Source organism: Planococcus faecalis, from assembly GCF_002009235.1.
In the GTDB taxonomy this organism is placed as follows: domain Bacteria; phylum Bacillota; class Bacilli; order Bacillales_A; family Planococcaceae; genus Planococcus; species Planococcus kocurii.
This window is the reverse complement of sequence record NZ_CP019401.1, coordinates 2125627-2137952: the sequence shown is the minus strand read 5'-3', so window position 1 is coordinate 2137952 and position 12326 is coordinate 2125627. Positions and strand designations below refer to the sequence as shown.

Genomic DNA, 12326 nt, shown 5'->3' with positions numbered 1-12326 from the left:
AATGGATCCGTTACTTGAACTAGATATACTAACCAACTACATTCAACCATTTACACCGATAGATACAGCGATTGAGTTGCTGAATCTGCCGGAGCAACCCTATAACGGGATGTTGGTCTTTCGCTTCTTAGAAGAAGAACTACGGATGATTAATGGATGGCAAAGTGAACACGTTCGAAGGTGGCAGGTGCTCTATTTCCATGAACACACCGCAAAAGTTGTTCAGATATCTACTCGAATCGCCAAAGCCTTTATTCACGGCATTACGATTCCTTATAAAGACGAAGAGTCAAGCATGTGGTTTACACGCATTAGAGCTTATAGCGTTGGACAACCACAAGAAACCGAGTCTGGAAAAGGATACATCCTATCGATACTGGAAACGAAAACGGGCGAAGTGCGTACGCAAGAACAATATGCACGCATGGAACAGTACTTAATCAATCTAACAGTGCCGGTTCTGATGCAAGATCTAACGTTCGGACAAGTGGAAGGCGCTGAGTTCAATACATTGGACGCCATGAAATTACCAGAAGAAACAATCTAACAAGATATTTTTAACGAGGAGGATGGAGAAATGACCTTTACTACAAAAGACAAAGGCCGACCAGGTGTTTGGATTAACTTTGTCGAGGCGGCATCAGCTGCTATCGAGGGTTCAGACGGCGTTGTTGCAATTGTAAAAAAGAATTATAACGTCACAGCAACTGCCAATACTCTTTATGAATTTAATGGAGATGGCGAAGCTAGAACAATTGTAGGTGTAAGTAATCTCGCTGACATTACACGTGCTTTCCGAGGCGGAGCGGCAAAGGTAATTGTTTATACACAGCCTGCAGGCGAACTAGATTATACAAAGGCTCAAGAAGCTCTCGAACTGCAGTTTTTTGAAGCCCTAACTTTTGATCACGCATTAACTACTTTGGAAGCAACTGACTGGAAAGCATGGTTGACTTCGCAAGAAGAGAACGAAAACCGGCACGAGATGTTTTATGGAGTCACTGATGATTCTGATGTAGCCGCAAGTATCGCTAGAGCGAATACTGATGGCAGCGAACATATCGCAACTATCATTAATGCACCTGTATTCGGAGATGAGGTTCTTTCTGGTTCGGAAATCGCACCACAAATTGCTGGAGCCTGGGCATCAACTCCGTTATCCGGGTCAATTACTTATTTGGAAATCCCAGGAGCGACGGATGTTAACGTTCGATTAAGCAATGCGCAGGTTCGGGACGCACTGGCTGCAGGAGCTATCGCCTTTGAGTACACAGGGCGAAACGTCCGTTTAATTCGCGGGTTAACTACAGCAGCTACCAGCCTAAAGCGTGTGGCCATTAAGCACACAATTTCTCGTGATTGGAAGTTTCTGATTGAGAATAAGTACATTGGCAAAGTTGCAAATGGACCGAATCAACGTCTGTCCATGCGAGCAGATCTAATGGATTATGCACGCTTATTGGAATATCAGGGCGTCATCGAAGCAGATACTTGGTACATCAAAGTAGAACAGGGCGCTGGGCCTCAACAAGTTGTTGTTACAGCATTTATGAGAGACCTTGAAGCCATGGAAGAAATTTATATCACGATCGGATTGGGGGCGTAAGGAATGAATCCATATCAAGCACACGAAGCCTTTTCCGGTACCTATGCACAAGTCATTGAGAACGGGAAGTGGTTGGCGCAATTTCACAGTGTCAATGCAGATTTAGAAACAGCTTACGAAGAAGTACGTCAGTCTGGAAGATTAAATCCAGGACAGAAGTTCTCTGGCTACACGATTTCTGGCAGCATGACTGGACACCAGTATGATGCAGAGTTTATCAAACGATTAACTAGTTTTATGAGAAATCCAAAACTCGCACCTCCTGTCACTAACCTGTTGATGGTGAACGAGGATCCTGCAGTGGAAAGTCCATATAAAGTACAACTGTACGGCGTAAAATTCTCTTCATTCCCACTTTTCAACGGTGAACACGGAACCGTAGTGGAACAAGAATTTTCATTTACAGCTGATTCATTTGAAATTATTGAAGAGTAAGAGGGGCGTATGCCCTCTTTTTTTATACCTTGAGGAGGAAAAAGACATGGAGAACAAAGGATTAGAAAAATGGTTTCAGAGAGATGTTAGACCGGTTGGAGAATTAGAGTTGCCAAGTGCTGGAATTACCGTCGAATTACGTGCTTTGGACTGGAAAACGGTGAACAACATAAGAAAAAAGAATTCGCACACGAATAAAAGTGGTGTCTTGGTTCGCAATGAAGATGGCTTGCCGATGGACATGATTGCAACAGCCATTCAAAAGATTAACGGCACCCCATTTAACTTTTATGACAAGGAAGTACTTAGTAGACTGGGAGCCAAAACGCACGAAGAAGCAATTAACAGCCGTTTTCTAGTTTCTGAAGTCGCGATGCTATTAAAAAAAATCAATGAATTAGGTTCAAATACAGCAGAAGCGGAAGACAAGGAAATCGAAGAGCTAAAAAACTAATACGAAGCGATTACATGATGGCGACTGCACATTCCATCCGCATTGCCACGGCGAACAAGTACGACATCGTGGACAGCCTAGAGATGGAACCACTCCGCCGCCGGATGTTGGTCGCTTCGATTTTAGTGGAAAGTGAAGATGCTAAAAATAAGAAAAAAATAAAAAGGGCTTAATTGCTGAATTATTTAAGCCGCCCTTTAGAAGGGAGTGAGTATCATAGCGTATGACTTAAAAGCCACCCTCAAATTAACAGACGAATTCACTACCCCTATACGAAACGCTGTGCGCATGTTCGATCGATTAGAATCAAGTATGCGTCAAACGGATAACTTGTGGAATGACATCGAACAGTCAGCCCGACAAGCGGGAACGCAAGTGCAAAACTTCGGGAACGATACTAACCAAAGTTCTCAGCACGTCCTCAATTTGCAACAGGAATTGGAGCGTGCCAGACAAGAAGCGGAACGGCTAGGAGATGCTGGTGGGAGTGCAGGCGGGGATATTGATAACCTTGGAAACCAAGGGCAGAACGCTGGAAATAAAATAGGTGGCGCGTTCAAAATGGCCATTGGTATTATCGCTTCTCTTGTTGCTGTGGATCAAATTAAAGATTTAGGTCTCAGCATGATTCAAGCGGCAGCAGACGGTAAAGCAATGACAGCTCAATTTTCTGAGGTATTCGGAAGTATGGAAGCTGATGCTGCTGATAAATTAGGAGCAATATCTGATGAAACCACGATACTAGAGAACAGAATGAAAGGCAGTTTCACGAAGATTGCGGCATTCGCAAAGACCGGTGGGATGGATACTGCCGAGTCACTGGACTTAGCGGATCGTTCCATGCGTGTTATTGCCGACTCGGCCGCATTCTATGATAAAGCATTAGATGATACGACCGAGAGCCTGCAGTCATTCCTTAAGGGTAAAATAGTTGCCCCTTGTTGCAGAAATGCAGCTTGAAAAACCAACCAAAAACGGCGGAAGCTAAGTCTAAGTGATAGGCCAGTGCCGTGGTAAGCGAGAACATCACTCGCCACCGTAACGCATAGGGATTGAGCGATAAGAGAGCAAAAATATCCCCACGAGTGGTTGGCACACAACTTATAGAGTTGTCTCGAAAGAGCCTAACGTTAAACGAGGGTGAAAACGTATGCTGAGCCGGGAATGAATCAACATTCCATCATGCGGTTAAAACCCCGGAAGCAGAGGATAAAAAGCCTTTGCGATAACACAAATGAACTATGAGAATGACGCAGCTCTTGGATTATCAGCAACAGAAACTACAAGAAATTCCGCAGCCAATGAATTATACGGAAAATCATTCAAGGATTTATCTGAAGCACAGAAGCAATTGACTCTTCTCCAAATGGTCGAAGATGCCAATAAAATTTCTGGCGCAATGGGAATGGCCGCAAAAGAATCTGATGGATTTGAAAACGTCGTGGGTAACTTGAGTCAGTCGTGGACAGATTTAAAAGCGGCAATGGGAGAACCAGTGTTAGAAGTGGCTGTTCAAGGTATGAAATGGATGACAGAGCAACTTCAAGGTATAGACGGAGAAAAACTAGCAGCTGGTATTATGACGGCTATCGCATCGATTGCAGCCACGTTCGACACCATCCGGAACAATCCCGCCATTCTTTGGATGCAAGAAACGTTGCCAGTAGTGTTTGAGGCGGTCAAGACAGCCATACAAGACGCCCTAGCTTCTGAAGCGGTCATGGCAGCAGTGGATGGCATGACAAGTAAAATAGAAAGTGTAAAGGAAGTGGGTCAAGGTTTATGGGATTTCTTTGTTTCCATGGGTCCAGGTGTCATGGTGATATTCCAAGACTTATGGACAATCTTGCAACCGATTTTCAACGCTTTAGGAACGGCCTTTTCATTGATAGGAGATATTGTTGGTACCGTTTTTAATACAATTGTCCTACCACTATTAAAACTAGTGTGGGAAGCATTTCAAATTTTGTGGGGAATTATTAGCCCTATACTTAAATTATTGGCGGTAGGAATTGAAGTAACATTTGCTTACCTTGAATTAGTTTGGCAAGAAATCATTAAGCCGGTACTTACATATATCGGCGAAAAATTCACCGAAACGTACGAAGTAGCAAAACCTGCACTAGATGGAATAAAAACATATCTCGGATTGGTAAGAGATTCTTTCGATACTCTAATGGGACGAGTAGATGATTTTGTTTCAAAAATAAAAGGTATCGAGATACCAGATTGGGTGACAAATGGAGTTTCAGCCGTTGGAGACTTCTTCACACCAAACTACATTGATGGATCTCATGCAACTGGATTAGCAAGAGTAAATAAAAATGGCTATATCGCAGAATTACATTCTGGTGAAGCTGTGCTCACAGCTGGGCAATCAAACACCTTGCGTGGCATGGGTGTTCTTAAATCATCCGGAGAAAAACCTGTATTAAATACTGCTGCTTTATCAAGACAAGGCACTGGAACCGGCAGAACTATATCCAAAGGACAATCTAAAAAGGCATCAACGTTCTCTTTTACTGGAGACATTAATATAAATGGTGCGAACCTAACAACTAAAGAAATGGCCAGAGAACTGGTAGATGAATTGAAATACGTAATTTCGGCAGGTGGATTAGCATGAGGAAATATATTCACATTTCTATATGGGAAGAACAAAATCCGAAAAGTTTCATCAAGTTGCCTGTATTACCTGAAACACTTCCAACTTCCGTTTCAGGTAAAGCAGAGGTTATTGACATTGTCGGAGTAGGTGAACGGGTCATTTTTGGTGGCAGCAAGTTAGATACGTTCACCTTAGAAGCATTCTTTCCTGCAAACTACGATGCCAGTTACGTCGCTGAATCAAAAGGGACGTATAAAACACCTTCAAAAAATATTCAGAAGCTTCGCCAATGGATTGATTTAGAAAAGCCGTTGCGTCTATACAGCAAAGAAGGCGATTTGAATCGAAGTGTGGTCATAACTAGTTTGGATTATGAAAATGAGCGGGCTGGAAATATTGGTGATGTTTTCTATTCTGCCGAATTCATGAATTACAAGGCGCCGCACACCCGGAGAGTCGCGTTGAAAAAGACGAGTGGCAATGGGGGCGTCAAAACGCCAGAAAAGAAACCGACAGCTGGTAAATTACCGACTACTTATACCGTGAAGAAAGGTGACTACTTAGGCAAAGTGGCGCTGTTTTTTTATGGAAAAGCGAACTACGCAAAACTCTACAACGCGAATAAGAAAAATATTGACGCAGCTAATAAAAAAGCGAAATCAAGAGATAAATACACAATCTATCCTGGTCAAAAATTAACAATACCAAAATAGGGGGCGGGTGGATGGCCTACACACGAAAGTATTCGACAACTGAGGAGCGTTTGAAGCCTACTCTCCAATTTTACTTGTACAACGATTCGTATCGATGGGAATTTACTTCGATGGTTCAATCTCACAGTTATGATGGTGACATTAATACTGCAAATGAATCTTTTGATATTTCCGTATGGAATCGTCAAGTGTCAACCGACCGACGGAATTTACCTTTTGAAGAAGGGTTAATGGTCAAAATTGTGCTGATGTACCAGCAAGAAAAAGGGAGACCTGACAAACCGAGAGAGTTATTTCGAGGCATTATTGTAAAACGTAGTTTAGATTCTGTTGGACAAGAAAGCATGAAGGTTGTCGATTACAATTGGTACCTTAATCAAAACGAAGTCACCAAATCATTTAAAAAACGACGCGGTGACCAAATCATTAAAGATCTTTGTAGTTTGGCGGATGTTCCTGTTGGATCAATCGCGAATACGGGATATGTATTTCCTGAATTAGAATTTATTGATAAAAGTATTTGGTCAATTATGCAGACCGTCTTATCAGAAACATACTTGCGCACAGGTAAGCGGTATATGGTGCGTTCTGAACAAGGTAAACTGGTTCTTCGTGAAATGGTAGTATCTTTGCAACGTACGATGATTGAACGCGGAGCAAATCTACTTTCGGCTAAACGAGATATTTCAATAGAAGATGTAAAGACACAAGTTGTGATGACTGGTGGAGAGAATCCTAAAAACCCTCGGCAATTTCGTTATGATGCGGCGTTAAAAAAGAAGTATGGCACGATGACCATCATCGAAAACGATCCAGACATAACCGGACCAGGTGGTTTAGGGACATTGGCCAACGCTCTGCTTGCTCGTTTGAAAAAACCATCAGACCAAATCAGCATTGAGGCGCTAGCTGACTACACCATTTCAGCAGGAACATTAATTGAAGTTTATGACGAATTCACTGGCGCTAATAATTATTACTATGTTACTTCTCACACTCATAGCGATGCGAATACAATGTCACTAGAATTATCGAAAAAAATTGAACAAGAATTAGTTCGGTATGAAGCTCCTGCTGAATATAATGACGGTAGTAAGGATAACAAAGACGGAGGCACAGTCGGAAAAGCGAGTGGGCTATCATATACTTCTGGCTATGTTGCGACTGCCTACGACCCTAAATTAGGTGGAATAAATGGCAACGGTGATTACTCGACAACGGCGAGTGGAACGAAGTGGACATACAATCGAACGATTGCAGTAGATCCAAACGTTATCCCTTACGGTTCCATTGTTCACATTTACGTTCCAGGGTTCCCGCAGTACTCTTCTGTATATTTAGCTGAAGACACAGGCGGAGCGATAAAAGGTAAGCGAGTAGACGTGTTAATTAAAGGAAAAAGCGCTACTGCAAAGTTCGGTCGAAGAAATGTGCAAATTGCCATTATTGAAAAAGGCAAAGGTCGAGCAGACGCGCGAACCAAAGCCAGTAAATGGAGCAGTCTGAAAAGTGGTTACTTAAAGAAAATAAATGTTACTTCAGGGACAAAGGTTTCTACTAAGCGAGAACAAATCGTCAGTTTATCGAGAAGTTATAAAGGAAAACTAAAGTATAAATTTGGCGGAAAAAATATTGATAGTGGTTCTGGTGATTGTTCTGGATTTACTTACTTAATCTATAAAAAGAATGGCATCAATATTGGTCACGGCACCTCTTCGCAAGTAACGAAGGGCAAGAAGATTGCGAAATCAGCAGCGCTTCCAGGGGATTTGGTTTTCTTTAAAGGCACGTACCGAGCAGGTGTTTCGCATGTTGGCGTGGTGACTACGCCAGGAATGTGTGTATCCCTTGCGTCATCTGGTTGTTTAGAACACTCGTACACTTCTGGATACTGGGGTAAACACTACATGCAAATTAATCGTGTACTAGATACTTAAAATCACCTTTTCTTTAAAATGGTTTAAACGGGAGGTCAGCAAATGAATACCACGCGCGAAAAGGGAAATCCCATTGCCGACTTAGCTAGAGTCATGAAAGAAACTGGCTACAATAAAGATGTTATTCTTTCACGAGCGACCGTAATTGATGAGGCACCCTTAACAGTTAGGTTGGAGGGGAACAATCTTGAGACAAGTAATTTACAACCGATGGCACATCTGATGCCTCAGTATCACCGTTTTGATATGATTTTTGACGGTGATTTAGGTAGACAAGCAGGAACCATCATGATCGATAACGGTCTGGAGATGGGAGATCTAGTCTATGTCATTTACGATATGGAAAAAAATTCTTTGAAAGGCTTTATCATCGGAAAGGAGGAATAGTGTGGCACTCATACCCGAAAACGTCAGTATCATTGAAATAGACGCCGAATCCATAGAAACGTCCGAAGATGTCCGTACTGATGCAGCGGATTTTTTTATTGATTTCGTGCAAGGGCGGATGACTTCTCAACGAATTACCGGCACTGACAAAGCAATACAGTGGCTAGGTATTGGTTGTAAGACAGAACGAGATCATTATCCGATTTACAGGGATTTTGGAACACCTTTCGAAAAACTCATTGCCGATAGTTTGCCGCGAGGAGTAATTGAAGGAGAGATTGTAAGGAATATTGAAGAATTAGGGACACAGCACGAGTTGATTCAGTCTTTAGAAGTGAGCGTTGATTTTAACGGTAGGCAAGCCTACGTCGGAATCCTCGTGAATGGCCAACAAGAAAGTGTGGTGGTTTCGTGAATTACGAAATGAACGATGAATTATCAGCTCAAATACTAACGAACCTTTTAGATAATACAGATCCTACGATTGATGTTAGAGAAGGTTCGCCTATGTACACATTACAAGCGCCAGTTGCCGATGAATTTTCTAACTTATATGCGGAATTTCAAGCTGTAAGAGATGAAACTTTTATTATTGATGAAGCTGGAGAAATTAGCATGTTCGGTAATCGATTAGATAAATGGGTAGCCATGTTTGGAATGGTTCGAAAAAGCGGTGGGAAATCAACTGGAATCGTTAAGATTACGGCAGATGAAGACACCTTAGTGCCATCTGGAACTGAATTATACGCACCAGCTACATTTAACGTCTCATTTATCACTATTCAAGACGTCATTGCTACTGTCAGTGGTACAGACGTTGCTGTTGTAGCTGTTTTTGAAGGTGCAGATGGTAACGTGTCATCCAATTCTATTAGCGGTGTCGTAGGCAACCTAGAAGGTATTATAAGTGTAACTAATCCAATTGAAACAGTTAATGGATTTGACGAAGAATCAGACGAGGAACTAGGGTCTCGTTATATTAACTACATGAGAAGACCTGCAGCGTCAGGTAACGCAAATGACTACTATCAATGGGCCACATCAATAGCAGGAATTCAAGATGCTCTTGTCATCCCTGTGTGGAATGGTCCAGGGACCGTGAAGGTGAAATTGTTAAATAGTGAACACCGAGCGCCCTCGCAACTAAAGATTCAAGAAGTAGTCGATTACATTGAATTAAATCGTCCTATAGACGCCAACGCAATTACTGTAGAAGGTGCCGATGAAATTTTGATAAACGTCAGTGCCGACGTTACCGTTACAAGCGATATACAAGCCATTACAGACGATTTTAAATTAGTATTAACTCAGCATTTAAATGAATTAGATTTCGGCAAAGGTGATTTGCTACGCGTCACTCGTGTACAAAATATTCTTTTGGATACTGAAGGGGTTACTGATTTCACAAATTTCGCTATCAATACAGGAACATCTAATGTATCTATTCCTACTGGAGCAATTGCGGTATTAGGGACGGTTACACTTAACGAGGTGGTCTGATGTACGGATACACAGACATTCGTGAACGATTAGAGATGGCCATACCCAAATGGTGGCAAGATATTTTAGAAGCTCGATTCTTTCAAGAGACGAACGCATATGAATTAGAAACGATCTGGAGTGACTTTTATACTTTCCAAGATGGGCGATACGCCGATTTAGCCACAACACAGTTATGGAAGTGGGAAGTGTTACTCGGTTTAAAAGTAAGCGAATCCGGTCAAATAACATGGGACGTCAATGAAACTCATCTAGTTCAAGATATGGAAAACATGTCTTGGGATTTACTCGAGTTCGACTATTCAACGAGACGATCAGCAGTTCTATCGAGGTTACGTGGATTTGGCGCTATTACTAGAAGAAGTTTAGAAGAAATGGCGAAAGCTTATACTGGTGGAGCGGTGAATATTATTGAGTTCCCAGGAGAATATCGCGTCATCATTGAATTTACAGATACTATCGGCGTTCCAGCAGGCATTGAAAGATTAAAAGAGATTCTTAAAGAAGCAATGCCCGCGCATATCCAAGTTGAATTTGCATTCAAATATATCAAGTGGAATCAATTTGATGCTAAAAATTGGACTTTCGATATACTAGATGCGCAATTACTTACTTGGGATGAGTTCGATGCATTAGAACCAGAAGGAGGGTAAGTCATGCCAGAATATAGCACGAATTTAAATATTGAAAAGGCTCTGGGGACTGAAAACGTCAACAGAGCTTATTTTATGCGCGTGATTGATGACATTGATGAAAAAGTTGGAGTGGCTAACGGATTGGCTAAACTCGATGCAAATGGCAACGTGTTAAAAGCAGATGGTTCATTGGCGGGTGAAGTGACAAAAGCACAATTCGATCTTCATACGAATAAACCTGCTACGACATTACAAGTTGGACACGTTCAACTATCTGATGCGGTAACAAGTATCGATGTAACTAAAGCCGCAACTTCAAATGCTGTGAAAAAAGCATATGATCGGGCCGATGCGGCTTTTACGTCAGCCAGTAACGGCAAGGCGGCCGTCAAGCAAGCCGTTGCTGGCGTTGATCCGCGCGTAGTCATTCCAGCAGACCCAACGTTTGCACAGCTCGCTACAGCGGTCGGACAAATCGAAACGGGAGCGAGGTGGGCGAAAGGCAACGCGTCGGGCGGTGGCGACTCGATTACAGTGTCCGGTCTCAATTTCAAGCCGCGACTTATTTTTATCGGTCTCGTTGGGGCAGAAACTTCGGCGCTGTCTCACACGTTTTGGTCGTTTGACCTTGACCCGACTCGCGTCTATTTAGGTGGGTCAAACGAGTCTTACCTACTAAGCTCTCTTGGCAACTACGTAAATATAGGCGGATTTCGTCTGAAGCGGGCTTCTTTACTTAGTAACCCGGCATTTTGGATTGCATATGAATAAGGAGGAATTACCATGAAAATAGGTAGACGTATTTACTATGAAATTAGTACAGGCCGCATCCTGGTGGACACGGGTGAACGTGAAGGTAATGTTGTTAAAACTACTGTAGCGCAGGATATTGCTACTTACAATGAATTAAATAAACGCGTACGCTCGACTTTTGATTACATAGAGCTTGCTTTCGGGGCCTATGCACAAGACTTTCGTTTGGCGAAAAGTTATACAATAATTCCCTCAACAAAGAAACTCACATTCAATTACGCAGACCAGCCAGCTCCTGTTGCTCCTTCTGCCCCATTGTCAGAGACGGTAGAAGTTTTGTCGACTAAAGTTGAAACGCTCGAAGGAGAAAATGCCGAATTTATGATGCGTTTGGCTATGTTAGAACTGGCAGGTGATTCAAATGTATAATTCCATAAAACGCTATTATGACTCGAATCGATATGACAACGATGACGTGAAGATCTTCGTCAAAGCAAAATGGATTACAGCCGAACAATATCAAGAAATTACAGGAATCCCCTATCAAGCATAGTGGGATTCTTTTTATGTCTTTTTTCCAATAGAGGAGGAGTTAATAGATGTCATCACGCAAAACTGATTATCTTAATATGCATGATTGGGTGGGTACGGATCCATGGCGCCGATCTGAGATTAGCGAAAACTTTCAGAAGCTAGATAATAAAGCCAAAAAACTAGATGAATCCTCGGCTTCTGCAACTGCAATTTCGAGCCAGGCTAAAACAACAGCGGAAGGAATTGATGCAAAAGCGGAGTCAGCGCTAACTAATTCAGCAAACGCAGTCCAGAGCGCCACTTCAGCAAACCAGGTAGCAAATGCAGCTAATGCTAACGTAATTGAAGCAAAAGGGATATCGGATCAAGCACTGGCCGTTGCTCAAGACGCAAAGACGGTTTCAACAAGTGCGGAATCCACTTCTCAATCCGTACGAGGAGAATTAGACAGAGTCATTGCGGATGCTGGGGGCAACAATCCTGAGGTCGTAGCAGCACGTGGAAACGACGTTAATTTAGGGGCAAGGTTGAATGGTCTTGGTCAACAGTTGGCAGAAAAAATAGGGCAAGGAGTAAAAGCAGAGCCGGAAGATTTATCTGAAAACACGATTGCATTGTTAACTGGTCAAGGGTCGATTAACTTGTTGAGTATTCCGCAAGATGATTCAGTGACTCTCGATAAAATGGAGCCTTCTTTGAGAGTGGAATTAAGCGACTTCTTAGACACCATAACAAACGAAAATGCGCCTTGGGAGGTAGTATAA

At 42.4% G+C, this 12326-nt stretch carries 17 protein-coding genes; all 17 read left to right on the top strand.

From position 1 onward, the window contains the following. The first annotated feature begins 1 nt into the window (after position 1). The 17 genes from AJGP001_RS10755 to AJGP001_RS10680 all read left to right on the top strand — a co-directional run bounded on the left by AJGP001_RS10755 (position 2) and on the right by AJGP001_RS10680 (position 12326). Positions 2-547 (top strand): hypothetical protein, encoded by a 546-nt coding sequence (locus AJGP001_RS10755; protein ID WP_078080535.1) that lies wholly within the window; start codon positions 2-4, stop codon positions 545-547. 30 nt (positions 548-577) lie between these two features. Then, a complete protein-coding gene (locus AJGP001_RS10750) occupies positions 578-1606 on the top strand; it encodes a phage tail sheath subtilisin-like domain-containing protein (RefSeq protein WP_078080534.1) in 1029 nt (342 codons plus the stop codon). A 3-nt stretch (positions 1607-1609) separates the two neighbouring features. Beyond that, on the top strand, positions 1610-2041 hold the full coding sequence (locus tag AJGP001_RS10745; protein ID WP_071152997.1) for a phage tail tube protein: 432 nt from the start codon (positions 1610-1612) through the stop codon (positions 2039-2041). 46 nt (positions 2042-2087) lie between these two features. Next, positions 2088-2495: a phage tail assembly chaperone gene (locus tag AJGP001_RS10740; RefSeq protein WP_071152996.1), complete on the top strand. Its 408-nt coding sequence runs from the start codon at positions 2088-2090 to the stop codon at positions 2493-2495. Positions 2496-2509: 14 nt separating this feature from the next. Continuing rightward, positions 2510-2668, top strand: coding sequence for a hypothetical protein (locus AJGP001_RS17530; RefSeq protein WP_169835270.1), 159 nt, complete (start codon positions 2510-2512; stop codon positions 2666-2668). A 34-nt stretch (positions 2669-2702) separates the two neighbouring features. Continuing rightward, the gene (locus AJGP001_RS10735; protein ID WP_078080533.1) at positions 2703-3455 is read left to right on the top strand and encodes a hypothetical protein; all 753 of its coding nucleotides are present in this window, start codon (positions 2703-2705) and stop codon (positions 3453-3455) included. A gap of 274 nt (positions 3456-3729) precedes the next feature. Then, the gene (locus AJGP001_RS10730; RefSeq protein WP_071152993.1) at positions 3730-5121 is read left to right on the top strand and encodes a phage tail family protein; all 1392 of its coding nucleotides are present in this window, start codon (positions 3730-3732) and stop codon (positions 5119-5121) included. Then, positions 5118-5816, top strand: a complete 699-nt coding sequence (locus tag AJGP001_RS10725) for a LysM peptidoglycan-binding domain-containing protein (RefSeq protein ID WP_071152992.1) — start codon at positions 5118-5120, stop codon at positions 5814-5816. The genes AJGP001_RS10730 and AJGP001_RS10725 overlap by 4 nt, the downstream gene beginning before the upstream one ends. A gap of 11 nt (positions 5817-5827) precedes the next feature. Further along, positions 5828-7753, top strand: a complete 1926-nt coding sequence (locus tag AJGP001_RS10720) for an XkdQ/YqbQ family protein (protein ID WP_078080532.1) — start codon at positions 5828-5830, stop codon at positions 7751-7753. A 42-nt stretch (positions 7754-7795) separates the two neighbouring features. Then, positions 7796-8140, top strand: coding sequence for a DUF2577 family protein (locus AJGP001_RS10715; RefSeq protein ID WP_071152990.1), 345 nt, complete (start codon positions 7796-7798; stop codon positions 8138-8140). Between the two features lies 1 nt (position 8141). After that, a complete protein-coding gene (locus AJGP001_RS10710; RefSeq protein ID WP_078080531.1) occupies positions 8142-8555 on the top strand; it encodes a DUF2634 domain-containing protein in 414 nt (137 codons plus the stop codon). Beyond that, on the top strand, positions 8552-9640 hold the full coding sequence (locus AJGP001_RS10705; RefSeq protein WP_078080530.1) for a baseplate J/gp47 family protein: 1089 nt from the start codon (positions 8552-8554) through the stop codon (positions 9638-9640). The genes AJGP001_RS10710 and AJGP001_RS10705 overlap by 4 nt, the downstream gene beginning before the upstream one ends. Continuing rightward, positions 9640-10293, top strand: coding sequence for a putative phage tail protein (locus AJGP001_RS10700; protein WP_071152986.1), 654 nt, complete (start codon positions 9640-9642; stop codon positions 10291-10293). Before AJGP001_RS10705 ends, AJGP001_RS10700 begins: the two co-directional genes overlap by 1 nt. A 3-nt stretch (positions 10294-10296) precedes the next feature. Beyond that, the gene (locus AJGP001_RS10695; RefSeq protein ID WP_071152985.1) at positions 10297-11046 is read left to right on the top strand and encodes a tail fiber protein; all 750 of its coding nucleotides are present in this window, start codon (positions 10297-10299) and stop codon (positions 11044-11046) included. Between the two features lie 12 nt (positions 11047-11058). After that, a complete protein-coding gene (locus AJGP001_RS10690; RefSeq protein WP_071152984.1) occupies positions 11059-11457 on the top strand; it encodes a hypothetical protein in 399 nt (132 codons plus the stop codon). Beyond that, a complete protein-coding gene (locus AJGP001_RS10685) occupies positions 11450-11581 on the top strand; it encodes an XkdX family protein (protein WP_078080529.1) in 132 nt (43 codons plus the stop codon). Before AJGP001_RS10690 ends, AJGP001_RS10685 begins: the two co-directional genes overlap by 8 nt. Before the next feature lie 46 nt (positions 11582-11627). Then, positions 11628-12326, top strand: a complete 699-nt coding sequence (locus tag AJGP001_RS10680) for a hypothetical protein (RefSeq protein ID WP_071152983.1) — start codon at positions 11628-11630, stop codon at positions 12324-12326.

Coding starts and splice junctions, on each gene's coding strand:
- AJGP001_RS10755 (WP_078080535.1), top strand. CDS start 2: ATGGATCCGTTACTTGAACTAGATATACTAACCAACTACATTCAACCA.
- AJGP001_RS10750 (WP_078080534.1), top strand. CDS start 578: ATGACCTTTACTACAAAAGACAAAGGCCGACCAGGTGTTTGGATTAAC.
- AJGP001_RS10745 (WP_071152997.1), top strand. CDS start 1,610: ATGAATCCATATCAAGCACACGAAGCCTTTTCCGGTACCTATGCACAA.
- AJGP001_RS10740 (WP_071152996.1), top strand. CDS start 2,088: ATGGAGAACAAAGGATTAGAAAAATGGTTTCAGAGAGATGTTAGACCG.
- AJGP001_RS17530 (WP_169835270.1), top strand. CDS start 2,510: ATGATGGCGACTGCACATTCCATCCGCATTGCCACGGCGAACAAGTAC.
- AJGP001_RS10730 (WP_071152993.1), top strand. CDS start 3,730: ATGAACTATGAGAATGACGCAGCTCTTGGATTATCAGCAACAGAAACT.
- AJGP001_RS10725 (WP_071152992.1), top strand. CDS start 5,118: ATGAGGAAATATATTCACATTTCTATATGGGAAGAACAAAATCCGAAA.
- AJGP001_RS10720 (WP_078080532.1), top strand. CDS start 5,828: ATGGCCTACACACGAAAGTATTCGACAACTGAGGAGCGTTTGAAGCCT.
- AJGP001_RS10715 (WP_071152990.1), top strand. CDS start 7,796: ATGAATACCACGCGCGAAAAGGGAAATCCCATTGCCGACTTAGCTAGA.
- AJGP001_RS10700 (WP_071152986.1), top strand. CDS start 9,640: ATGTACGGATACACAGACATTCGTGAACGATTAGAGATGGCCATACCC.
- AJGP001_RS10695 (WP_071152985.1), top strand. CDS start 10,297: ATGCCAGAATATAGCACGAATTTAAATATTGAAAAGGCTCTGGGGACT.
- AJGP001_RS10690 (WP_071152984.1), top strand. CDS start 11,059: ATGAAAATAGGTAGACGTATTTACTATGAAATTAGTACAGGCCGCATC.
- AJGP001_RS10685 (WP_078080529.1), top strand. CDS start 11,450: ATGTATAATTCCATAAAACGCTATTATGACTCGAATCGATATGACAAC.
- AJGP001_RS10680 (WP_071152983.1), top strand. CDS start 11,628: ATGTCATCACGCAAAACTGATTATCTTAATATGCATGATTGGGTGGGT.